The sequence below is a fragment of the Vibrio sp. Isolate22 genome (assembly GCF_022398115.1).
Lineage (GTDB): Bacteria > Pseudomonadota > Gammaproteobacteria > Enterobacterales > Vibrionaceae > Vibrio.
On the sequence record NZ_JAKEUW010000034.1, the window covers coordinates 1 to 23,583 of the forward strand.

Here is a 23,583-nt window from a genome sequence, read left to right on the forward strand (position 1 = left end):
AGTATTGGAAAGAGCGGTATGGATACCACAAGCGTTCACTCTCAGAAACAGCGATGTATCGAGTTAAACAGTTGCTAGGAGGGAAACTGAGCTTAAGAAATTACAATGCCCAGGTGGGTGAAACTTACGCGATGATAAAAGCGTTGAACAAGCTTACTAGGTTAGGTATGCCTAAAACTTGTCGTATTGACTAAGAAATACGCGAAACGGGTTGGCTCTATATCTAAATTTAATTACGCAACAAAGCCGATATAAAGGACTGACTAGCGGCACATTGAGCTTGAGATGTTATAACGCTCAAGTTGGTGAGGCGTTAGCAAACGTCAAAGCAATGAACAAAGTTCTAGGACTAGGTATGCCTATTAGAAACTAACAGGTAAGTTCCGTAGGATAGATACGTCCTTTAGCTGATTTGATCAACAACGCCATATTGAAGTGATACAGCAACAATTGCCGTAAGTACCGTTGCAAGTAAAAACATCCCGCCAACGGTCACCCGTAATGAGATTTTTGTGTTTGTCATTATTCTATCCTTGAATAACCACTAGCTTAGAAATGTAACACGCTAGCAATATCTCTATTATTACTACGCGACCCCACCTCTATCAACACATTATTCTATATATTAATTAAGATATCCCTATATCCCTCTCTACGTCGCAATATTCTTGAATTTAAATGACAGTTAACAATATAAATCAACATGTAATTACCACAATTAAATTAATGGCATTCGTTTTCATAAAATAGAAAGACCTCACGCCTTTGTCATTACAGCTATTATATTATTTACTTTATGCTATAAATTTAGATATAAAACATTAACATTTAGTCAGTTCGTTAGTATTGACATGAACTTATGTCGAGACACCTTCGAGCATTATCAGGCGAGCCTATGACGGATAATTTCTCCCCTTCTGCCAGTACCATTGTGGCAAAAGATTCTAAAAGCAATGAGCATGCAGTCAGCGAGTTGACTATTTCTGAGTATTTATCGAAGCCGTTTAAAATAGAATTAACGCTCATATCTAAAAGCTTTGTTATTGACGACCAGCTTGGACAAAACCTCGCGGTTACACGATTTGTCAATGATACCGATAACTTAACCGCTACCCGAGTGTTCAACGGTATTGTTACGCAAGTTCAGCTGTTGGGTATGGACAGCAACCTGCAATATTCAAGTTACCGCGTCACTCTTAGGCCTTGGTTCTGGTTGCTAAAACACACCCACTCATTTCGTGTATATCAAAGCCAATCAACCAAAGACATCGTTTCAGATGTATTAACGCAAGCGGGCTTTAGCGGATCCTTTAAAACAGGAACCATGCCCTCTTCTAAACGAGAATATTGTGTCCAATACAATGAAAGTGACTTCGACTTTGTCAGTCGTTTACTAGCGGAAGAAGGCGTTCATTACTTTTTCCAACACAGCGATTCTGATCACTTGATGATGCTCCAAGACGCACAAAGTCCATTTCAAAAATCAGATGCCAGTAAAATGGATATGATTGAGACGCCTTCTGGAAGTAATCCTCTAATAGATAAGTGGATGCCGCAAGGTCAGTTTCATGGTGCAAGTATCGAGCTCACTGCTTATGACTACTCACAAAGCAAACTGGTGAGTAGTAAAGAGAAGAAATCGAGTCACAAGATCGCGAACAACACCAAATTAACCAAACAATACTATCCAAGCCTTGGTATTACCGGTGGAATGGAAGACCTTGCCAGCAACCTAGTCAAACGACGTATTGAACAACTAGAGCAAAGCTATCAAACCGTCCACGCAGAAGCACAGCATGATTCATTCGAACTAGGCACTTGGTTTTCATTGTCGTCACACCTAGATAAGTCTCAGCTTGGCGACTATCTCGTTACTGAGCTCCGTATTAATTACAACAGTGACAACCATTGTGAAACAAACCTCTCACTGTTCGACACTTCAATTCCAAATTACCCGACGCCGAGAGATAAAGCCAAAATACACGGTTTACAAAGCGCTGTAGTTGCAGGAAGCACCGCTGGTGAGATTAACCAAGATGACCAAGGTCGAGTTCGAATCCAGTTTCATTGGGATACTGAAGCTTCAGGTGACAAAACCAGTTGCTATGTCCGTGTCGCTCAAATGATGGCAGGCAGCGGCTATGGTGCACAGTTTATTCCTCGAGTAGGACAAGAAGTCTTAGTGAGCTTTATCGATGGCGATCCAGACCAACCTATCATCACAGGCAGTGTCTATAACAGTAAAAATCCACCGCCTTATAAAGAAGCAAACTCAACCAAAACAGGTATCAGCACTAAGCTAAGTGGATTAGCCAATGAGCTCTATTTTGATGACAAGAAAGACAATGAGCTCATGTACATGCATGCCACCAAAGATTTCACCAAGGAAGTAGAAAACAACCTAACGGAAACCATCAAAGGTGAATTGCTTCAGAAGACGACCAAACAAGTGACAGTCTCTACAGAGGACAACTACACACTGACTTCAGACAAAGCGATCAGTGAAAAAGGCAAATCCATCTCGTTAGAAGCCGATGACAAAATTGAGCTAACCGTTGGATCAAGCAAAATTACCATGTCTTCCTCTTCGATTAGCATTGAAGCCAGCAACATTGATATCAAAGCTAGCAGCGCACTCAACCTTGAAGGGATGAACGTGACCAGCAAAGCAACATCAGCGAACAAAATATCTGGCGTAACCACAGCCCTCGAAGCGACAAGCTCTAACAGTATCAAAGGCCTCAGCGTGGCGATTAAAGCAGATACTACCCTTTCCGCTGAGGGCTCACTGAGTGCCGAGTTTAAATCCGGCTTAAAAGGCACATTCGATGGTGGTGTTATGGGCGAGCTAAAAGGTGCGATAGTTAAGGTGAATTAGCAGATTCAAGTCGCTAACACTTAAAACGGACCACAGCACAAATTTAGGTAGAACGAAAACATGTATAAAAAGATTCCGTATCAGACAGGCCGGCAGTTACTCGACAGGTTCTCTAGCTCAGACGAAGCTCAAGCCCTGATCGATGAAGATCTCAGCATCAACGACTCCATTGAAGCTCTGTTAGAGAACGAACTTTACTTCGACTTAGTTCAACTTCTTGCTCACGGGCTTCCCGTTCGTGAGGCTATTTGGTGGGGAGCGCATACACTCGATGCAAGAAATGACGTGTGGTCTACCATGCAAAAGCAATGTATCTCTACAGCAAAAGCGTGGGTCAAATCACCATCAGAAGAGCAAAGGCGCAAGAGTGAACTATTCTCAAACAAGCTCAATTTAAATTGTGGCCCATCCTGGCTGGCGCAAGCGGTATTTTGGAACGGGTCTGGCAGTATTGTTGCACCAGATTTGCCAACGGTTCTCCCAGATCCTTTTCTATACTCTAAGGCGGTAGCCGGCGCGATTAACCACTCGGCAGCGTTACCAAATTGGGACAAAACAGACGAGTACTACAAAAAATCCATCGGTATAGCACTTGAGCTTGCCAAGGGAAGCAAAGCATAGGAGTGACCGATGACTTTAGCCGCACGACTAACCGACATGCATGTATGCCCAATGCAAACACCTGCTGTCCCCCCTATCCCGCATGTTGGCGGTCCAATCAGTGGCCCCGGGGTTCCGACTGTTCTGATTGGTAATATGCCCGCAGCAACACTTGGCGACATGTGCGTCTGTGTTGGTCCTCCTGATAGCATCATCAAAGGCAGCGCGACAGTTCTCATTATGAGCAAACCTGCCGCTCGTATGGGCGATACTACAAGCCACGGTGGCACTATTGTCTTGGGTATGCCAACAGTGATGATTGGAGGCTAAACACCTTACATTTCATAGGGTTTCACAAAACCGTGACATCGGTCCACTTTTTTTAGATGAAGTTCCAAGTTTTAAGTAAATATCTATTTTACATGAGACTTTTCACAAAAAAGCTCTAGAATTAATAAATGTTAACAAGTGTTTACGAAACATAAGGGATATGTATCAAATGTGACACTTTGTGCGATCGGAATAACAAATAGATTTTTTACAGGATGTATATGACAGAAATCGCCGACCTACTTGTTCCAATCTCGGATGATGCGCCCTCTGGCTCTTATTTGAAATTAGATCGAAGTGCCTATCGCAGCTTAAGAAACGTTTACAATAGCGCTCAGTCGTCATTTCGACAGTTAGTTGAGACGCCTGATGCATCCTCAGATCCAGCCTTGGTTGACGCCAACACGGATAACTGGGCTGAGCTACGAAAAGTCTCAGAAGAAACACTCATTTCTCAGTCGAAAGACTTGGAAATATTAGGCTGGTATATTACCAGTCAGCTTTTTACTCCTAGCCCATTCGAAAACCTTGCTAATACTCTTCCTGCTTTAAACCAATTTATCGACCAATTCTGGGGTACGCTAAACCCGATGCCACCAGAAGCTAAGCTAAAAGCTTCAGATGAGGCTGGAAAAGCAAAAGAGATTGCAGAATTCAGAACCAAGCCCTTACTTCAACTCGTTGGTGAGTCCGTTGATACAAGCTCTGTTTATGTACCCTTTCAAATGCTCGACTTCTGTGCCGGCGTTACCTATGGCGATTACTTGATTGCTGAACGTAAAGGCAACATAAACGAACTGAAAGCATCCGCTTTAGGCGCATTTGACCAAAGCATTTCTGAAACGCTTTTTCAACTGGCAAGTATCTACAACGAACTAGAACTGGTAGAGAAAAACTTGGCGGAAAAATGCCAAGCAGTAGGTGCAACCCTAATCAGTTTTAACTTTATCAAGACTAACGTTCGTGACCTCATCAAGGCGATACACTTTCTAGTGGGTGAAAAATTCACACCTTGGCCTTTAGATGACGATTTCCATGTGCTCGAAGCCTCGTCAGAAGTCGCAGTAGAAAACGATTCGATACCTGCGGCATTAGAACAAAGTGATGTGGCCCCTACTGACGCTAATTCAGCGACAATAGTCAGCCAAGATTTCGGGCAAGCAGCCCAAACAAGCCAAGCACAATCTCGTGCGTCAAATGTTCAGTTAACTCAGAATCAAGTTCAAGCTGTCGTTCAGAACGTATCGAGCATCAACGGTATTGTGAATCGTGATCATGCCTTCCAAGAGATTAGAAAGATCGCCGAATACTTTAAAGAGACTGAACCTCATAGCCCTATCGCATTCTTACTCGAGCGCTCTATTCGTTGGGGATATATGAGCTTTCCTGAGTTGCTCCAAGAGATGATTGGCAATGAACAAAATGTGATTGCCCAAATCAATCAAATGACCGGAATGGACAACCTAGACAAGATGGATTTGTCAGGTAAATCGGTTCCTGTAATGACTTCTGCTCCGGAGGCAACTCCGCCAGCAAAACCGACTATTGAAGAGCCAGCGAATGTAACGTCAGTTCCCGATAGTTCAAATAGCACCACAGATACAAACCAAACATCTGAATCTACTTCCGACTCATCATCGAGCAGCCTGCAAGATTTTGAGTGGTAAAGCACATTAATGCGTCAGCAAGGAGAAAGTAATGGCTTCTATTTTTATGAGAATTGATGGTACGACACCAAAAGGTGCAGCAACCGTAGAAAAAATCGGCGGCAAAGATGGTTTCTTTGCTCTTGATAGTATTTCTTGGAGTGCTGTTCGTGGTGTTGGTATCGATGTAGGTAATGCGAACAATGCGGACCAAGGTATGGTTGCTCTTGGTGAAGTCAACATGACTCGTGGCTGTGATGGTGCAACACCACATCTAACCACATTCTTATACGCGCCAGGTCCAGAAGGTCGCACTGTTGAAATCGTGATGACAAAACCAAACCGTGAAGGTTCTGGTGCTGATCCATACCTCATTCTAACGCTGAAAATGGCTCGTATGTCTAGCTATAACATGTCAGGTACTGACGGTTCCCTTCCGAGCGAATCTTTCAGCTTAACCTACACCGAGATTTCTAAGGCTTACTACATTGAAGCAGACGGCGGTAAGATCGAGAAAGGCCCTGAGGTTGGCTTCGATGCTACTACAGCTAAAGTCACTTCGACTGCTAAGTAATTAAACAAGGAGAGTTACCGTGGCACTAAATTCCCAACATAAACGCGTAAGTAAGAACCGCGTAAGTATTACCTATGACGTTGAGACTAATGGCGCTGTAGAAACCAAAGAGCTCCCTTTTGTTGTTGGGGTTATTGGTGACTACTCAGGCCATAAACAAGACAAAGAAGAAGTGGAAGATCGTACCTTCTACAACGTTGATAAAGACAACTTCGACACAGTAATGAAGCGCGTTGGCCCTGAACTATCCCTAAAAGTAGATAACGTACTTGCTGGCGATGACAGCCAATTTGAAGCGAACCTTAAGTTCGATTCAATGAAAGACTTCGAACCTGAAGCGATCATCGAACAGGTTGAACCGCTTAAGAAACTTGTCGAAACCCGCAATCAACTGAAGGTACTTCTTTCTAAAGCCGATCGTTCTCGTGACCTAGAGAAACTGCTGAAAGAAGTTCTACAAAGTGCAGATACGATCAATGCTCTTTCTGATGAGCTTGGCATTAAAGAAGAAGGAGCTGAGTAATGAGTACTGAAACTGAAAATCAAGCGCAACCGGAAGCTGCTGAAGGCTCACTGAGCTTTCTAGACCGTGCGATTGAAGCTACCACTCAAACTCCCGCAGACACCACCAAAGAGCTGTTTTCTGTTCTAACAGAGCAGGCGCTTTCAGGCACAGTGACGTGGGATAAAAACGTTACAAAAACCATCGAAAACGCGATTTCAGAGATTGATAAAAAGCTATCCAAGCAACTGTCTGAAGTCATGCAACAAAAAGATCTGCAAAAACTAGAAGGCTCTTGGCGTGGCCTACAAAAGCTGGTTAAAGAGAGCGAGCTTGGCCGTGATCTGAAAATCAAAATGGTCGATTTCACGCAAGAAGAGCTGCTTGATCAATTTGAAGATGCACCTGCAATTGACCGTAGCCCACTATTTAACGCCGTTTACCAAGGTGAATTTGGTACAGCCGGCGGTGAACCTTACGGAACCTTCATTGGTGACTACGAGTTCAGCGCAAAAGATGAAGATGTTGCACTGCTTCGTTACATGGGCGAAGTTGCTGCTGCCTGTCACGCTCCATTCGTTGCTGCTGCAAATGCAGAAATGTTCGAGTTTAATGATTTCCAAACCTTCTCTGAAGGTAAACCTGTTGCAGCGGGCTTCGACTCCCCAGCTTACGCAGCATGGAACTCATTCCGTGAGAGTGATGATGCGCGTTACGTAACACTCACACTTCCACGAACTCTTGCTCGTCTACCTTATGGTGGAAAAGGCTTGAGTACCGATGTGTTTGCTTACGAAGAGCTCGACACAGATATGGATGGCAACCCTAAACCTAAGAGCAATGATCAGCTAGTTTGGTCAAATGCAGCGTATGATCTTGGTCTTAAAATGACTCAAGCGTACACGGCTTCTGGTTGGTGTACTTCGATTCGCGGTCTTGATAACGGTGGTAAGGTAGAAAACCTACCAAACCTAACGTACAAGTCTGAAGCTGGTGACCTACTGCAACAGTGTCCAACTGAAGTAAACCTAACGGATGAGCGTGAAAAAGAGCTGTCTGATCTTGGTTTCCTTCCTTTGGTTCACTATAAGAGTTCAAACTACGCCGTGTTCATTGGCGGTCAAACTACACAGAAGCCTAAAACCTTCACTGACCCAGACGCAACAGCAAACGCTGCGATTTCTGCTCGCCTACCTTATATCATGGCAAGTAGCCGCATTGCGCACTATCTGAAAGTAATGGGCCGAGACAAGCTAGGTTCGAACCTTGAAGCACCTGACATTAAGCGTGAACTTCAACTATGGATCGACCAGTACACCAATGCTGGTGCAATTGGTAACGAGCAACGTGCAAAAACCCCTCTTTGTGAATCTCGCATCGAAGTAGTTGAGCAACCTGGTAAGCCAGGTGCCTACTCTGCAGTCGCTCACCTAAGACCTTGGTTACAACTTGAAGAACTGACTACTTCAGTTCGAATGGTTGCTAAGATTCCTGGCTAATAGGGATTTGGCCGGAGCAATCCGGCCAAAATTTTGTATGAAGTTAAATACAGAATGGCAAAACAAATTTAACCAATTAGATGACATAGATAATTCCTTTTTAAAAGAGGCTTTATCTCTGCTATCTGAGCTAGATCAACACTGCTTACGCTCTAAATCCTCACTAATTTCATTGATATCGACACTAATATCAAAAATCGATAACGCACTCAGTTTACAACTCGATGAAGTTATCCATGATTCGGAGTTTCAAAAACTAGAACGTAATTGGCTTAGCCTGCAACAACTCACCTCCCTACCCGTTAGCTATCAAAGAGCACATGTAAAGCTTCTTGATATGAACTGGGAAGAGATATCCAGCGACGTTAACCAAGCATACTCAACTAAATCCAGTGACCTGTACAACAAGATAGGTAACAACGAGCTGAATACCTTAGGGGGACATCCGTTTGGTTGTATCGCTTTTAGCCACCCTATTTCTATGGATATCGATTTTGATGCTGAATACGACGACTTGTTTACCTTGGAGCTACTTGGAAAATTAGGGGAAGCGACACTGTGTCCAATGCTGTTTTCTCCAGTGCCTACTTTTTTTGGTGAAAGCGGCGCGGACTGGCTTTCAGATATCGAACGTATCAATAAGATTCTTTCAGGCCCCGATTACACAGCATGGCAAGAACTCCGTGCTAAACCGAGTTCTCGCTTCATTGGTATGGCGCTACCTCAAGTACGAATCAGAGAAGCTTATAAAAATCGAAGAGCCGGTTTTATTTATAACGAACAAGGCAAAGGTGCGTGGGGGTTAGCCAACATGGTGCTCGCTACCACTGTTATGCGAGAGTTCCACCGCGTGAATTGGTTCGGTTTTTTAAAATCTCGCTGGAACGATAAGCTTCAAGGCGCGGTTATCAACCTGCCTGTGAACCACTATTTTGATAGTTACCTACAAAAGCCAGTCACCGACATTAGTTTGTTCGGGCAACTATCTAACTTCTATGCGCAAAGTGGCTTCATTCCACTCGCTAAAAGCCCATTAACTGACAAGTTCTACTTCAATGGCAACAATTCAATTTGGCAATGTGGGCAAAGTGACAACGACAAGGTCCTTACTCAGATTCAAACCACTCTGATGTCCTGCAGAATCGCGCATTACTTAAAAGTTCAAGTAAGAGAAATGATCGGCAGCTTCAATAACGCGACAGAGTGTGAACTGTTCTTAACGCACTGGATAGAAAAATTCTCAAGCAACGTGTCGTTTGCCAACGAAGAAACTCTGTCGAAATACCCGTTGAGCTTTGCCAAAGTAAATGTCACAGAGTCTAGCTCTCAATCTGGCAGCTTCGCTTGTACTTTGCGCATTGTGCCTCAATACCAGTTTGACTATTTCAGTGGTGAAGTGGTGTTAACTACCGACCTAAATGAGGTGGCGTAATGAGTTTTTGGACCACCTTTGTTAGCGATTCCAAACCGTACCAAGATGCTGAGATAGAGGACATCAAATTCCATCTCACCAAACTTTTAGAGGCGGAAGCCTCGCTAACTGACATTGACAACAGGTTAGTTGAAGTAAACCGCTCAAATTTGAAGTTTGGTATCGAAGATATTCAGTTACTCAGTGCAACACTAGAAAAAACACAACTCACGCTAAGAATCGAAAATTGGATTAAAAGCTTTGAGCCACGCTTACACAACATTTCTGTCGAGCTTGGCGAGCGAAAAGAAGGCGATAACTCATTGTCATTCAACATCATCGCCAAAGTAAAAACCAGCCATGGCGAACAAGACCTTATCTTTGATTCAAAAATCGCATTAAGCGACTTAACGACCTCTCTGGAAGAAGATAACTATGACTGAACCTATTATGCGGTACTTTGAGCAAGAGCTGGCGTTTGTTCGCCGTTCATTGGGACAGTTTGGTCAGGAGTATCCTACACACGCTGAAAAGCTCAATATTCATCAGGGTAAAATCGAAGACCCAAGCATGGCTCGCCTGCTTGACGGTGTTGCCCTTTTGAATGCAAAAGTCGAAAAGAAACTCTCGGAGCAGTTACCAGAAGTCATCGAAGGGATTCTCGGTGTTTTGTACCCTTCGTACATTCAAACCGTACCGAGCGTTGCGTACCTTGAGCTGCTAGCCGAAGATGGTCCCATTGAATCCAGTACTTTGCCAAAAGATTCACTGTTTTCGAGCACCAACACCAAAAACGAGTGCCTATTCAGGACCGTTGATGAATTGAAAATCTCGCCGTTTAGCCTAAGTAACATTAAAGCTTTAAGCGCTCCATTTAGTTTCAACAGACCCAAATCAGCCAGTCAAAGTAATGCTGTTGTCCAAATATCACTCAGCACTGGTGATCCAGAAACTCACTTCAGTCACTTGGAACTCAATGACCTAGACTTCTTCGTCAAAGGCTTTGAGAACAACGCAGACTCTCTCGTTGAATTGCTACTCAACAACACCTTGTCGATTTCAATCTCTGATAGTGAATGTGCTCAACACACCACCCTTGATAGCCACCAGCTAAAGAACCGAATTAGCGACCTAGAATTTAAGTTTCTGCCCGAGCACGGCAATCAGTTCACTGGCTACCAACTGATCAACGAATTCTTCTTTTTCAAGGAGAAGCGTCAGTTCTTTAGGCTCAAGAACTTCGCACAATACGCGAGCCAGTTTGATGAGTCGGAAATCGTGATCAACTTATTTATGTCTTCACTGCCGTCTGAATTCATCCGCTTGTTCAATAAAGATGTTATCAAGCTAAATGTTATGCCTGCGGTTAATCTGTTTGAGCAAACCGGTGAGCCTATTTCTTACGACCATCGAACTCTTTCAGTTCCCGTCAATGCCGATGCTCATAGCGACAACAATATCGAAATCATAGAGATTCAAGATGTTTACGAAATTACACCTAATGGAGAGATCCCATTAATTCCTCTCTTTAAAGAGAAATATACCCACAATCGGCGATACGATTATTGGCAAAGTAAACACAATCACTTTGGTGAAATGAGCATTGCGATATCACTTTCAGATACGCCAACGGCTGAATTCAGCAAGCTACTTGGTACACGCTTACTGTGCACAAATGGTAAACAAGCCTGCGGGGTGAGTGGCACTTTAGAATGCCTAGAGAGCATTGATTTACCAGGTGACTTTTCACCTATTTATCCGCCTTCAGCACCAATCACTAAAGAAGTTGATCAGAATGTTCACTGGGAATTTATCAGCTTATTGAACGCCAACTTTTCGTCTTTAGTGCAGTCGAGTAACCCGGTAGCCGACCTTAAGCACATGCTGAGCTTATGCAGCCGAGAGCAAGTATCAAGTGCTGAAATTCAGATGATTCACTCAATTACCTTTAATTCGCAAGTTTCTGCGATTCGTGTGCTTGGTAAAAATGTATTCTCACCCGGTACCGAGATTGAATTAACTTTAGATGCAACAGGCCCCTACTTGGCATTTGCTGATGTACTAAACCGTTTCTTCCAACAATTTTGTAGTTTTGACCGATACATTCAACTCAAGATCCGCATTTATGGCCGAGATGGTATCGTCAAAAAGTACCCTAAAATCCATGGTAGCCAATTGTGTTTGTAACAGTGCAAACGTCCGCTAGTGTCCAAACTGGACATCACCAAAGTGCTTGTCATAAGGAGGCGCGATGAAGCCTTTCGTTCAAGATCTTGCTAATCAGCCTGAAAAGTATGACTTCACTCAGGCAATGAGACTATTGGAACAGTTACAAGCGCAAAGCACCACACCGTTTCAAATTCAATTAAAGTCTGAAGCGATGCCAACTGGTAATCCCCAAGAGATTCAGTACTTCTCATTAAAAGGGAACAAGGCAAAGCTCAGATTGGCGAAACAGGCGCTTTCAGGCGTCAAAGGTGTCATACCAAATTATATTTACGAAGAGTTATTAGCAGCGATACACAATGAAGATCATTCGTTGCAGGACTTTTTGGATGTGTTCAACCAGCGACACTATGAGATTACCTATCGAACCAATGCACAGCGTTGGTTATTGGTAGAAAGTGAGCAAAACCCCAAAAAGACAGCCTTGTTAAACCACTTTGCAGCGCTTGGGAAAGAGCACAAAGAGTACCTGCAATACTCGCTTCTTTTGAGCCAGCAGAGCCGTAGTTTGACTACGTTGAAGAAGATCCTGAATGACTATTTTCCCTATTCTATTGACGTGGAGTGCAAAGCGTTTGAAAGACGTTTATTGCCAGCAGACTCGCTAACTCGGATTGGTACAGATCGTGATTTTAATAGTCGCTTAGGCCAAGGTTTTTTAGTCGGGAGAACCTGTCTCGCTCACTTCAATAATCTGAGTATTTTTGTGACCCCGAAAAACCGTAACGAGTTTCTCGAAATCCAACAAGATGACCAATTTGCTAAAGCCGTATTGTCTTTAACGCAACATTACTTAAAAGACAGCACGCCAGTTGCCATTTATTTGAACGTTAAACGTTCGTACTTAACCAGACCGCGTTTATCAAGCAAGGTTTCTATAGCAGCTCGATTAGGTGAAATCGACTACCTTGCACCTGAACGTAGCCCTAATGAGACCGTAAAGATTTTGCTTTTGTAGTTCATAAATACGGAATATGTAGATTATAGAGATACAAGGAATTGACTATGACACAAGTAACTCTCACTAACTTAGTAGGAAAACTTTCTCCCGAACTCAAGCAAGCGCTGGAAGCGTCTGCGGGTGCGGCAATGAATCAAGGTGTTGGCGCGATAGAGACTGAACACTGGATTCTTCAGCTTATTTCGCAAAAAGATCCCAAGCTGATGGCTCTGTGTGAATCGCAAAAGCTTTCGTTAGACGCCTTGGTTAATGAACTGACGAAGAAAGTTTCCATGTTGGCGAAAGGGAATGAAGGTCAGCCTACATTGAGTCATGGTCTCACGGAGTTAATCAAAGATGCTTGGATGATTGCATCGGTTAACTACGGTCACGGAGAGATCGTCAGCTTACATCTAATCCAAGCACTCATGCAGCAAAATGTTTTAGGGGTAAGTACCCTGCAACTCGAAACACTAAGCAGCGTGTCACTCGAGTCTCTGCAAGGCTTGATCAAGAAAACTCCGATTGCACGCAACACAGCCTCCCCTTCAGCTAGCGGCTCTGTTGATACCACTCCAGCGGGTAACGATGCATTAAGCAAATACACCGTTAACCTGACACAACAAGCACTCGACGGAAACATCGACCCTATTTCAGGCCGTAATGGTGAAGTAAGAAAAGCGATTGATATCTTATGTCGTAAGCGTCAGAACAACCCGATTATGGTCGGTGAACCCGGCGTAGGTAAGACAGCGGTTGTCGAAGGTCTAGCTTTAAGAATCGCGGCAGATGAAGTACCAAGCGCATTGCAAGGGGTACAAATCCACTCACTTGACCTTGGGTTACTTCAAGCGGGAGCAAGCGTTAAGGGTGAGTTTGAGAACCGTCTAAAAGATGTAATCAACGAAGTAAAAAGCTCTGAAGTGCCTATCATTGTATTCATTGATGAAGCACACACGCTTATTGGTGCTGGCGGCGCAGCAGGACAAAACGATGCAGCTAACCTTCTTAAACCAGCACTAGCTCGCGGTGAATTCAAAACCATTGCGGCGACAACCTGGGCCGAATATAAGAAGTACTTTGAAAAAGACCCAGCACTCACACGTCGATTCCAAGTCGTCACCATTGAAGAACCCAACGCTGAAGATGCAATGCAGATGCTTCGCGGCGTAGCAGCCTCATTGCAAGCTCACCACGGCGCATTTATCGCAGAATCGGCAATCGAAGCCGCCGTTAACTTATCGATTCGTTACCTTCCAAGTCGTCAGCTACCCGATAAAGCGATCAGCCTTCTTGATACCGCCAGTGCCCGAATTGCGTTAACACAAGGGGCGAAGCCTGAAGTACTGGAAACACTTGAACAGACTATTCGTTATCAAGAAAACGAGAAAGCGGCACTCGAGAAAGAAGATGCCCTATTCTCAAACAGCGCTGAAATAATCGAAGAACTGACACAATCAATCGAAGAGAACCAACAGGCACTTGCTGCGTATTACACGCGCTGGGAGAAAGAGATTGAATTAGTTGACCAAATCAAGACTGTTCAACAAGAGATCACTGAAGAGCAGGAGCAAGATGCCGTCGATGCCACTAAACAGAAACAACTCGATACTCTGAGAACCGAATTAGCAGACCTACAAGGTGAAGAGCCTTTGGTTTATGCGATGGTCGACGACAACACCATCGCTCAAGTGATTGCCAATTGGACAGGTATCCCTGTTGGCAACATGATGAGTGATGAAATCGCTAAGCTGCTTACCTTAGAGGACGAGCTCAATACCCGAGTTATTGGTCAAGATGTTGCTAAGAATGAGCTTGCTAAAGCGATTCGTATATCCCGCGCGGGTTTAACCGACAATCGTAAACCAATTGGTGTGTTCTTAATGTGTGGCCCAAGTGGTGTGGGTAAAACCGAAACCGCCATGGCACTCGCGGAGCAACTGTACGGAGGTAGCAACGACCTGACTGTCATCAACATGACCGAGTTTAAGGAAGAGCATAAAATCTCTATGTTGCTTGGCTCACCAGCGGGTTACGTCGGCTTTGGTGAAGGTGGAGTGTTAACAGAAGCTATTCGACGCAACCCTTACTCAGTGCTGCTGTTAGATGAAATGGAAAAAGCGCACCCTGGCGTGCATGACCTGTTTTACCAAATCTTCGATAAAGGCCATATCAAAGACAGCGAAGGCCGAACGGTTGATTTCAAAAACACCATTATCATCATGACCTCGAATGCCTCTGATCAAGCTATCTGTGATGTCTGTGCTAAGACTACAGACTGCATAGACAACGACGAGCTACTGGAAGCGATTCGTCCCGACTTGCAACAGTACTTCAAGCCCGCTTTCTTAGGCCGAACTACCATTGTCCCGTACTACCCGCTTAATGATGAAGAACTAGCGAAGATCACCGAGATATCGCTTAATCGCATCAAGAAGAAGCTGGCAGAACAATATCAAGCGTCGTTCACATGGGATGCTGACTTCATTCAGTTTGTCGTGGATCGTAATACAGATCCAACAACGGGTGGCCGTGCTGTCGAGCAAATCATTAACCGCTCTCTGATGCCTAGGTTGGCTGAAGAGTGTATCGGGCGTTTAAGCCGCAGCGAACCTATTACTCATGTGTCGGTCAGCGCGACAAACAACAGCGCCGATTTCGATTTAACGATTAAATAGGCCTTAGCTAATGAGCAGTAAGACTAGCCAAACCTTGACCAAAGCATCGTTACTTAACCTGTCGCTGCGGGTTAAGTTGATGTTTGCCATCATGGCGGTCTTGCTGTTTTCCATTGCATTAAACGCTACACTGAACTATTTCAATTTTGAAAAGAGACTGACTGAAACGTCTGATTCTATCTATGAGATAGTCTTAGAGGAGACTCATAACGATATTAACCAAGCGATCAGCTTAGGCTTACCTCTGTCTGCCATCTCCAATATTCAGAATATGCTAGATCGCCGCCTCCAAATTGTTGATGGTATTACTGCTTTGGTGGTTGTCTCTACCTCAGGAGAACAACTGTTTGGTACCGGAGAAGAAACTCAGCAAAGTGATCGTCAGCTATCACTTGATATCACCAACTCTTTTGGTTTAGTCGAGGGTCAAGTAAAACTCTACTACTCCACCACTCTATTAGAGCAGCAAAAGACCTTCTTACTTAAACTTCAGTTTCTCTATTCTGCAATTTGGATTCTGCTTTCGTGTTTGGTTGCCTTTATCGCATTGAAATACTTATTAGAAGGTATTGTTGGTAGAGTAAAAAGTGCAACCGCTATCTTTGAGTCTGCGCCTGATTCAGATGAGTTGCTGCCAACGATCACACAAGCTCACAAAGCGCTTCAATCTCCGAACTCGTTATCTAAGTTTGAGAAGTTTAAAAACAAACACTTTCCCGTGTTTATTATCTCCCTCGCAATCTTACTTACCATCATCGCCAACTTAGGGGTTTCATACCAATCTCTAGATAAGTTTTCTCAGATATACGAAATCAAGCTTGAACAGAAATCGAACCTAATTGGTGATTCATTAAATCAAATGATAAAGGGACTACTTGATAAGGGAGTGCCTGACGACAGGCTATTTGGTTTAGAAGAAGAATTTGCGTTCTTCGTCGATCATCACAGCGAGATCCTATCTATTAACTTTCAAGGACAATCTGGAACAACCTATCGCTATCCTGAAGTTTATGTGGATCACCCTTCTATTCGCGAGTCTACGTTCACGCTCAATAACAGCCACACGATTCAATTGAATGTCACGACTGACAATAATTTGATCATCAACCTGCTCAAAGAGAGCGTCATGGATATGATTACCGTGTTGGTTGCCTCTTGTCTTGTGGTGGCCGAAATCATTCTGTTCATGTGTAACTTCATGATCATCTCACCTTGGAATCAGGTAAAGCGTGTCTTTATGCTGGTCAACAGAGACATTGTGAATCACCTTGCTAAGATCTCGACTCGAGATGAGATTGGTAAACTACTCAATCTCACCAATAAAGCGATCACCAAACTAAATCCCAACCAACCATCTCAAGATATTGATAAACAAGATTTTCGATTCATTCGCTTGCCGCTATTTTTATTAGTGTTCTCTGAAGCCTCTTCGCTGGCATTTTTTCCAACGTTTGTCTCTTCATTAGAAAATACCACAGGCTGGATACCTGAAAACCTTGTGACCAGTTTACCTATTTCTCTATTCATGCTGTGCTGGGCAATCTCACTGCCATTCGCGGGCTATTGGTCAGACAAAGTAGGTAGAAGGCAATCGTTAATCACGGGTGGACTCATTACGTGTATCGGCTTAGTGGCTACCGCTTTCATTCAATCACTTGAATTGTTGTTGATCGCTCGTGCCTTTACCGCGGTTGGTTACGGCATCGTGTTTATTTCAGCTCAGGGCTATGTATCTGATACCACCAATGACTCGAACCGGACAAAAGGCATGGCGACTTTCTTGTCGTCGTTCTTCTCAGGCTCTCTATGCGGCGCTGCGATTGGTGGGATCCTGGCGGAAAAACTCGGCTATTCAGAAACCTTTATGCTAGCTGGATTGTTAGCCACGCTCAGCGTGCTGTTAGTTTATGTGTTCTTTGAAAAGTCCAATAGCAGTAATTCAAGTAAACCCGTCAAGTTGCAAGACTTCAAACTACTGTTGAGCAACAAGTACTTCGCATTAATTACTGTCTTCAGCGCTATCCCTGCAAAGATTGTTCTAACAGGCTTCCTTTATTACATCTGCCCTGTTTACCTTCAGTTTCTTGGGGAAAGTAGCTCTGTATCGGGACGCGTAATAATGGCTTATGGTCTCGCGATCATTCTAATTTCACCGTTGAGTGCCATTTTGGTCGACAAGCTCAAAAACAAAATGGCGTTTATCTTCATTGGTGGGCTACTGTCTGCGCTCGCTCTACTCAACTTCTATTTCTTCCAAGGCACACTGGGGCTACTTCTGATCGTTATTATCATTGGTATTGCACACGGCATCTGTGTTTCCCCACAAATCCCTTTAGTGATCGATTTACTTTCAGGGCAAGGGATTGAGAAGGGAAAAATAATTGGCATATTCAGACTAACAGAGCGTATCGGGAATATCGCAGGACCAATGTTAGCTGGCGTGAGCTTAAGTATTTTCGGTTACGACCAAACCATTATTATATTTGGTGCTTCCCTGCTCGTAAGTTCATTAAGCTTGATTCTATTCTTCTCAATCTTTTTAAAGGCTGACAAACATAAGTTAGGAGTTCAATCATGAAAATGATCGTGTTCGTTCTGAGCTTTATTTTGATGATTCCTGCAGCGTTCGCTAATAGTGCTGAAAAACACGTCATTCTTTTATTGTGGCGAGGAGTGACAGATGCTGAGCAAGGCTTCATGGACTATTTATCTCAGCATGTAGATGTGCGATTCACGATATTAGATGCCAACCGAGATAAGGTAGCACTCCAGCAACACATCAAAGATTTAGAATATAAAAACGCAGATCTTATCTATTCATTTGGTACCACTATCACACTGAATTTATTGGGTACTGACTCCAAACCTAGTGATTTTAGAACAAACAATACGACACCAGTCGTGTTTAGTATTGTCACCGACCCGGTCGGTTCTAATTTAATTTCTGATTTATCTTCGAAAGATAGAAATTTTACGGGTGTCTCACATATTGTCCCTCATGAAATACAGTTCAAAGCCATTGATAAACTGAATAACATTTCTAGCCTTGGGGTTATCTATAACGCTGATGAAAATAATTCGGTCATCACCGCAAATAAAATGATGGAATTATCGGAAATTTATAATAAGCGTGTTATGTTGTACCCATTAAACATTGATAAAAGTAAGTCAAACAGCGACTTAATTAACCTCACGATAAATAATATGAAACGTGATGGTGTCGATATGGCTTACTTACCCCCTGATTCATACATCATCACCCAAGGAGGGGAAGTCGTATCAGGGTTACATTCGAAGGGTATCCCAACATTCTCGGCCACTGAGAGCCCGATAAGAAAGCATAAAGCCTTGTTTGGTATCGTGAGTCGTTACTACAACGTTGGTCAATTTGCGGGATACAAAGCGAAGAACATTTTGAAAGGAACTCAAAAAGCTTCAGACATAGCAATAGAGTCACTCAGCCAATATTCTTATATTGTAAATATCGAAGCCGCACAGAAGCTCGACTATTACCCGCCAGTGTCTATATTGAAAATCTCTGAAGTGATAGGAAACTCTAATGATGTTAACTAGAGCCTCTACCATCAGATTATCGTTAGCCACTCTTATCCTCTCGGCATCTTGGTCGATGAGCGCTTTCGCTCAACTTAAAATTGGGCCATCAAGGCTTTTACTAACCACTCAAGATTGGCCGCCCTACCAAAGTTATGAAAACGCTACGATGCAAGGCATTGCTTTAGACAAAGTGAAGTGTGCCTTGGGCAAGATGGGACAACCCTATCAGCTAACAATGACCACTTGGTCTGATGCACAGTTACGCGTTCATAGTGGCAGTCAGCATGGTTTTTTCGTTGCGACACAAACATCAGAACGTGATGAGTATGCGACGCTTTCAGCGCCAATCGCTAAACAAACTTTGAATTGGTATTTTGGTCCAGGTGTGGAGCCCAAGGTTGATGAATTGTCAAAGTTAAACCTCAACTTTTCTGCCAAATTTGGCTCAAACAAATGGTTTTGGCTAAAACGTAACGGATTTAACGTCGTTAAGCAGCCACGAGATGCTAAAGTATTACTAAGACTTTTAAAACAAAGGGAAATTGATGTTGTTTTAGAAGATGAGTTGGTATTCAAACGAGAGCTAGAACATGCTTCTTTACCACTCGATTACTTCAATTCGACGAACTTAGATACCAAGGATATGGGGGTCTACTTTTCGAATCGATTTCTTAAAACCTACTCAGGTTTCTTAGACAGTTTTAACACAGCCATATCCAAGTGCAAGGAGTAGCCATTGTCCATCAGTGTCCACATGATTTCTGTACCTGCTGAAGAGGTAGTTTCCTCTAGAGTGTCGTATCTGCCAGAAAGTGGCGGAAGCTTAGGTCGTTCTCCGTCATGTGATATTGCGCTTCCAGACCAAACAAAATGGATTTCTCGTACTCACTGTCAGCTGTACCCAACGGATCGCGGTTACGTGATTAAAGACATCAGTAACAACGGCGTTTCGTTAAACGACAAATCACTGGCAAAAGAGAAAGAGTACGTTATTACTGATGGCGACATCATCAAACTAGGTGGTTACACACTGCTGGTTAGCCTATTAAGTACCCCCAAGGTTGAGTCAACGAACAACAAACAGGATGACACTTTCATAGAACCTTTCAATTTAAAACTGGATGACAGCGACACTGACTTTCTCGATGAGGCACCAGAAGTTACATCCACAAAAAAAACATCAAACTTCTCTTCAAAAAATGTGTTGAGTGATGACCCGTTCTCTTCTGACCCATTTGAGGATCTGGACGATGAACAAGTTGTTCCCAACATTGAAGTGGATGAAATCGCTCATGGTAACACCAGCGCCCTATCCTCTGCAGAGTTAGAGTATTTGCCAGTCAATATCGAGAACAACACTCGAATTGAAGAATCAATCGACAAGCTCATTACCCTAACGGAGAAAAATCAGCAGTATTTACAAAATCCGCAACTGCAGCAAAAAGCCTTGTTTGATGCGTTAGAACAAACGGTTGATCAGTTCTTAAATGAATTTGCACCAAAGCAGCTCGAGAGCCAATTTAGCGAGTACGTAAGTAGCGGTATTTTTAGCAATAAAGATAAAAAGTATTGGAAGATCTATCGCAAACACTTCCAACACCGTCAAGACAACGGAGATTTCAGACGTCAGTTCAAAGCACTGTTTATGGAGAACATGCAAAAGCAAAGTGAGGAGAGAGAATGAAAAGACTCATACTCTTATCCCTTTGTTTACTCGTCGCAGCATGCTCGTCATCGGACCCTGTTCCGGTTGTGACCCAATACTCGCTGACGGTAAAAGCAGATGCGACAATCAATCAATACAACGACGATCAAGCTAACCCAGTTGTGGTTAGGCTTTACCAACTAACGGATCAACAGCTGTTCAAGCAACTGCCATTTATTGATTTATACAATAATGACTTGCAGTTGCTCGCGGCAAACTTGGTTTCAAAACAAGTGTTACCGATCGTATTGCCAAACTCTGAACAAGCGGTGACGTTAGATATCAATAAGAACACGCAATACATTGCAGCACTGGTCGAATTTGCAGATTACCAAGATGGCACGACCAAAGCCGTCCTCGTGATGCCCTCCGATCCAGAGCAAACTTTAGAGTTAACGATTACAGGGAAGAAAGCAGAGCTAGCCGTGATACAGCCAGACTCTAGCTGGTGGCAAATCTTTTAGTAAAACAGCCAACCAATAAAAATTATAGAAAAGGATTTTACGTGGACGCTTTCAAAAAAGTAGTGTGGCAAGAAGGGATGTTTATTGCGCCTCAGCACTTTCAGCAGCAAGACCGCTATGTGCAAAACTACATTCGTCAGAATATTGAAACACTGGCTGGGTTTGCCCCTTTCTTTGGCATCACCGAGCTAGTACTCAACCATGATCTATTAAAGATCGGCAAACTCTCAATCCCGAGTTGTTCCGGTGTGTTCCCTGATGGAACTCAGTTTAATCTCAAGCAAGAAATCGTTGTCGATATCCCACAAGGCACTATCGAAACCGTGGTTTATCTTGCACTGCCAATCTCTTTGCAAGGTAACAATGATTACAGCGAAGATGGTCAAGAGCAAAGCCGTTACATCACTCGTTCAATTAATGTTTTCGATACCTCAACCTCAGAAAACGCCAGCGTCGAGGTTGATGTCGCACAACTCAACATTGGCCTCAAGTTCGCTGGAGAAGACACCTCTGGTTTTACCCTAATTCCAGTCGCTAAGATCCTAGAAATCAGCGATTCCGACGAAGTGATGTTGGATCGTGCCTTTATTCCAGCTTGTTTGCACTATGGCGCGTCGACGCTGCTTAGCGAACGAGTCAAAGAGATTCATGCACTGGTAAGTAACCGTGCTCAAAACCTTTTGAAACGCATCGAAGCTGGCCAAGGGCAGAAAAGCCCGCAGTCTATGATGCAAGACTTCCTTTGGTTGCAAACGCTCAACACGTGGTTACCGTGGTTCGAATTAACCATTAGCAACACCAAGTACCCGACTCACGAGCTGTATTCAAAGCTAAAGCAGTTTGAAGCTCAAGTGATGGCACTAACACCAGCGATCCCCGCTCAATGCCAGCCCCTAAAATACGACAAGCTTTACGACAACTTTAACCCACTGTTTTCAAGCTTAAGAAACCTGCTGACTCTCGTTCAACAAGATTCTGTCATCGAGTTCAAATGGGACATATCTCTGTTTGACAAACGCCGCTTACTTCGCACCCTTATCAAAGATCCAAGCAGCGTATACAATCGTCGCTTCGTTCTAAGTGTGAAGTCAGATATCAGTAGCACAGAGTTAAATGAACTGTTCCCTATTTCCGCTAAGCTCAGCAGCAACAATAAGATTGTGGAGCTGGTTCGAAGCTCCCTTTCTGGTATCTCATTAACCCCACTGCCTATTGCGCCAAGTGAGCTTAAACCAATGCAAGGTGTCGCTTACTTTGAGGTCGATACCAAAGACAGAAACTGGCTCGATATGCTCGACACTCGCGATGCCATTGCGCTGCATGTTGATGCTCGGATACCAACTCTCGAAGTTGTTCTTTACGCGTTGAGATAATGGCTATGGATTATTTAGACGAAGAAACACTGGTCATCGATAAAGCGTCAAAAGGCTCTGCCAATACAGAGTCTGACCAGGCTTTCTCTAAATTAGTCGCGGTGCACTCCACCAGCGCTCAAGAAGAGTTTCTGCGTCACTTTGATAAAGCAGAGAATCAACTGATCAATATCAGCAGTGATTTACTGACCAAAACACTCAAGATCTCAACCTTATCTGAACCTGATGATTTAACCGTTTTCCGTGAGCAATTTATTCAGGGCATTAACGACATCAAAGCCCAGGCCACCGAGTTAACCTACCCTGTTGCTGTTATCGATAAACTCTGCTTCTTGTATGCCGTGGTGATTGATGAGTTCATCATTTATACCGAATGGGGAGAGAAACGAGGCTGGGAAAATAAAACCCTACTGAGTGAACTGTTTGGTATGCGTAACGGTGGTGAGCTGTTCTTCTCTGTTGCCGAAAAAGCCGCGAGACAGCCTCACAAATTAATTGATCTTCTTGAGATCGTTTATCTCTTCATCAATATCGGGTTCAAAGGACAATACCGTGAAGGTGGTGCTGACCAACTAAAGGCATTTGTCCATCAATTAGAACAGACCATTAGCCAGTATCGCACTGTGAGCTGTGTTCACTGCCGCACTAAAGTTAAGCTCCCAGAAGTAAGAAAACCGACTCGACGTAAGCGATACTTCATTACCAGTTTGTTTTTCTTTTGTTTGATAGCAACCAGTATCGGACTCACTGAGTTTTGGTATACAAAAACCCATACCCAGCGAGCTCGCGATTTCACCTTTTTACCTAACTTTAGTGAGCGCTACGTCTTATCTGGTGAAGTCAAAGACATCGTATTTATTAGTCAAGACAACGATCTTGAATCACCACCTCGTCATGCAAGTAAAGCCCAAGCGGTTGAGACATCACAGGTTACCAGCTTAGCGCCAAGCACGGCGAATTGGTTGGTTCAATTAGCGACGTTCTCTAGTAAGAAAAATGCCCAAGCTTTTATAAACAATCTGTCGCCATCAGCTTATGAACCAATCATCTCGCCGTACCAGAAATACTACCGAGTGATATTGAGAGCGAACACCTCAGAAGAAGCGAGAAAAACCAAAGCATGGTATGTCGAAAACGACCAAATAAATGCCATTATCGTTCGCACTTCTGCGCATGACTTAAACAAGGAAGAGTCTAACTGA

General features: G+C 43.6%; 19 protein-coding genes and 2 pseudogenes. All 21 read left to right on the plus strand.

Annotation, left to right across the window (positions count from 1 at the left end):
* Positions 1-194: pseudogene (locus L1D55_RS17575) on the plus strand (IS5/IS1182 family transposase); the annotation flags it as partial.
* 74 nt (positions 195-268) lie between these two features.
* A pseudogene (locus L1D55_RS17580) lies at positions 269-373 on the plus strand (IS5/IS1182 family transposase); the annotation flags it as partial.
* Between the two features lie 522 nt (positions 374-895).
* Complete coding sequence (tssI, locus tag L1D55_RS17585; protein ID WP_239918281.1) at positions 896-2,878, plus strand: type VI secretion system tip protein TssI/VgrG; 1,983 nt, start codon at positions 896-898, stop codon at positions 2,876-2,878.
* A 60-nt stretch (positions 2,879-2,938) separates the two neighbouring features.
* Entirely contained in the window at positions 2,939-3,499 is a 561-nt protein-coding gene (locus tag L1D55_RS17590; RefSeq protein WP_239918282.1) for a hypothetical protein, read from the plus strand.
* A 9-nt stretch (positions 3,500-3,508) separates the two neighbouring features.
* On the plus strand, positions 3,509-3,808 hold the full coding sequence (locus tag L1D55_RS17595) for a PAAR domain-containing protein (RefSeq protein ID WP_017110734.1): 300 nt from the start codon (positions 3,509-3,511) through the stop codon (positions 3,806-3,808).
* 221 nt (positions 3,809-4,029) lie between these two features.
* The gene (locus tag L1D55_RS17600; RefSeq protein ID WP_239918283.1) at positions 4,030-5,475 is read left to right on the plus strand and encodes a type VI secretion system ImpA family N-terminal domain-containing protein; all 1,446 of its coding nucleotides are present in this window, start codon (positions 4,030-4,032) and stop codon (positions 5,473-5,475) included.
* Positions 5,476-5,506: 31 nt separating this feature from the next.
* Positions 5,507-6,028 (plus strand): type VI secretion system tube protein Hcp, encoded by a 522-nt coding sequence (locus tag L1D55_RS17605; RefSeq protein WP_086713379.1) that lies wholly within the window; start codon positions 5,507-5,509, stop codon positions 6,026-6,028.
* A gap of 19 nt (positions 6,029-6,047) precedes the next feature.
* A complete protein-coding gene (gene tssB / locus L1D55_RS17610; RefSeq protein WP_086713378.1) occupies positions 6,048-6,551 on the plus strand; it encodes a type VI secretion system contractile sheath small subunit in 504 nt (167 codons plus the stop codon).
* Positions 6,551-8,029 (plus strand): type VI secretion system contractile sheath large subunit, encoded by a 1,479-nt coding sequence (tssC, locus tag L1D55_RS17615; protein WP_086713377.1) that lies wholly within the window; start codon positions 6,551-6,553, stop codon positions 8,027-8,029. Before tssB ends, tssC begins: the two co-directional genes overlap by 1 nt.
* 37 nt (positions 8,030-8,066) lie before the next feature.
* Positions 8,067-9,461, plus strand: a complete 1,395-nt coding sequence (locus tag L1D55_RS17620; RefSeq protein ID WP_239918284.1) for a type VI secretion system contractile sheath large subunit — start codon at positions 8,067-8,069, stop codon at positions 9,459-9,461.
* On the plus strand, positions 9,461-9,883 hold the full coding sequence (tssE, locus tag L1D55_RS17625) for a type VI secretion system baseplate subunit TssE (RefSeq protein ID WP_086713375.1): 423 nt from the start codon (positions 9,461-9,463) through the stop codon (positions 9,881-9,883). Before L1D55_RS17620 ends, tssE begins: the two co-directional genes overlap by 1 nt.
* The gene (gene tssF / locus L1D55_RS17630) at positions 9,876-11,627 is read left to right on the plus strand and encodes a type VI secretion system baseplate subunit TssF (protein WP_239918285.1); all 1,752 of its coding nucleotides are present in this window, start codon (positions 9,876-9,878) and stop codon (positions 11,625-11,627) included. The genes tssE and tssF overlap by 8 nt, the downstream gene beginning before the upstream one ends.
* Positions 11,628-11,691: 64 nt before the next feature.
* A complete protein-coding gene (locus tag L1D55_RS17635; protein ID WP_239918286.1) occupies positions 11,692-12,624 on the plus strand; it encodes a type VI secretion system baseplate subunit TssG in 933 nt (310 codons plus the stop codon).
* A 47-nt stretch (positions 12,625-12,671) separates the two neighbouring features.
* A complete protein-coding gene (gene tssH, locus L1D55_RS17640; protein ID WP_239918287.1) occupies positions 12,672-15,284 on the plus strand; it encodes a type VI secretion system ATPase TssH in 2,613 nt (870 codons plus the stop codon).
* Positions 15,285-15,294: 10 nt separating this feature from the next.
* Positions 15,295-17,862 carry an MFS transporter gene (locus L1D55_RS17645; protein WP_239918288.1) on the plus strand — a complete coding sequence of 856 codons (2,568 nt, stop codon included), beginning with the start codon at positions 15,295-15,297 and terminating at the stop codon, positions 17,860-17,862.
* On the plus strand, positions 17,859-18,857 hold the full coding sequence (locus tag L1D55_RS17650; RefSeq protein WP_239918289.1) for an ABC transporter substrate binding protein: 999 nt from the start codon (positions 17,859-17,861) through the stop codon (positions 18,855-18,857). Before L1D55_RS17645 ends, L1D55_RS17650 begins: the two co-directional genes overlap by 4 nt.
* Entirely contained in the window at positions 18,844-19,572 is a 729-nt protein-coding gene (locus L1D55_RS17655) for a transporter substrate-binding domain-containing protein (protein ID WP_146489968.1), read from the plus strand. Before L1D55_RS17650 ends, L1D55_RS17655 begins: the two co-directional genes overlap by 14 nt.
* 3 nt (positions 19,573-19,575) lie before the next feature.
* On the plus strand, positions 19,576-20,523 hold the full coding sequence (locus L1D55_RS17660; protein WP_239918290.1) for an FHA domain-containing protein: 948 nt from the start codon (positions 19,576-19,578) through the stop codon (positions 20,521-20,523).
* On the plus strand, positions 20,520-21,008 hold the full coding sequence (gene tssJ / locus L1D55_RS17665) for a type VI secretion system lipoprotein TssJ (RefSeq protein WP_239918291.1): 489 nt from the start codon (positions 20,520-20,522) through the stop codon (positions 21,006-21,008). Before L1D55_RS17660 ends, tssJ begins: the two co-directional genes overlap by 4 nt.
* A gap of 41 nt (positions 21,009-21,049) precedes the next feature.
* Positions 21,050-22,381 carry a type VI secretion system baseplate subunit TssK gene (tssK, locus tag L1D55_RS17670; protein WP_239918292.1) on the plus strand — a complete coding sequence of 444 codons (1,332 nt, stop codon included), beginning with the start codon at positions 21,050-21,052 and terminating at the stop codon, positions 22,379-22,381.
* A complete protein-coding gene (gene icmH / locus L1D55_RS17675; RefSeq protein WP_239918293.1) occupies positions 22,381-23,583 on the plus strand; it encodes a type IVB secretion system protein IcmH/DotU in 1,203 nt (400 codons plus the stop codon). The genes tssK and icmH overlap by 1 nt, the downstream gene beginning before the upstream one ends.

Coding starts and splice junctions, on each gene's coding strand:
- tssJ (WP_239918291.1), top strand. CDS start 20,520: ATGAAAAGACTCATACTCTTATCCCTTTGTTTACTCGTCGCAGCATGC.
- tssE (WP_086713375.1), top strand. CDS start 9,461: ATGAGTTTTTGGACCACCTTTGTTAGCGATTCCAAACCGTACCAAGAT.
- tssC (WP_086713377.1), top strand. CDS start 6,551: ATGAGTACTGAAACTGAAAATCAAGCGCAACCGGAAGCTGCTGAAGGC.
- L1D55_RS17595 (WP_017110734.1), top strand. CDS start 3,509: ATGACTTTAGCCGCACGACTAACCGACATGCATGTATGCCCAATGCAA.
- L1D55_RS17635 (WP_239918286.1), top strand. CDS start 11,692: ATGAAGCCTTTCGTTCAAGATCTTGCTAATCAGCCTGAAAAGTATGAC.
- L1D55_RS17650 (WP_239918289.1), top strand. CDS start 17,859: ATGAAAATGATCGTGTTCGTTCTGAGCTTTATTTTGATGATTCCTGCA.
- L1D55_RS17600 (WP_239918283.1), top strand. CDS start 4,030: ATGACAGAAATCGCCGACCTACTTGTTCCAATCTCGGATGATGCGCCC.
- tssF (WP_239918285.1), top strand. CDS start 9,876: ATGACTGAACCTATTATGCGGTACTTTGAGCAAGAGCTGGCGTTTGTT.
- L1D55_RS17645 (WP_239918288.1), top strand. CDS start 15,295: ATGAGCAGTAAGACTAGCCAAACCTTGACCAAAGCATCGTTACTTAAC.
- L1D55_RS17620 (WP_239918284.1), top strand. CDS start 8,067: ATGAAGTTAAATACAGAATGGCAAAACAAATTTAACCAATTAGATGAC.
- tssH (WP_239918287.1), top strand. CDS start 12,672: ATGACACAAGTAACTCTCACTAACTTAGTAGGAAAACTTTCTCCCGAA.
- L1D55_RS17605 (WP_086713379.1), top strand. CDS start 5,507: ATGGCTTCTATTTTTATGAGAATTGATGGTACGACACCAAAAGGTGCA.
- L1D55_RS17590 (WP_239918282.1), top strand. CDS start 2,939: ATGTATAAAAAGATTCCGTATCAGACAGGCCGGCAGTTACTCGACAGG.
- tssI (WP_239918281.1), top strand. CDS start 896: ATGACGGATAATTTCTCCCCTTCTGCCAGTACCATTGTGGCAAAAGAT.
- L1D55_RS17655 (WP_146489968.1), top strand. CDS start 18,844: ATGATGTTAACTAGAGCCTCTACCATCAGATTATCGTTAGCCACTCTT.
- icmH (WP_239918293.1), top strand. CDS start 22,381: ATGGCTATGGATTATTTAGACGAAGAAACACTGGTCATCGATAAAGCG.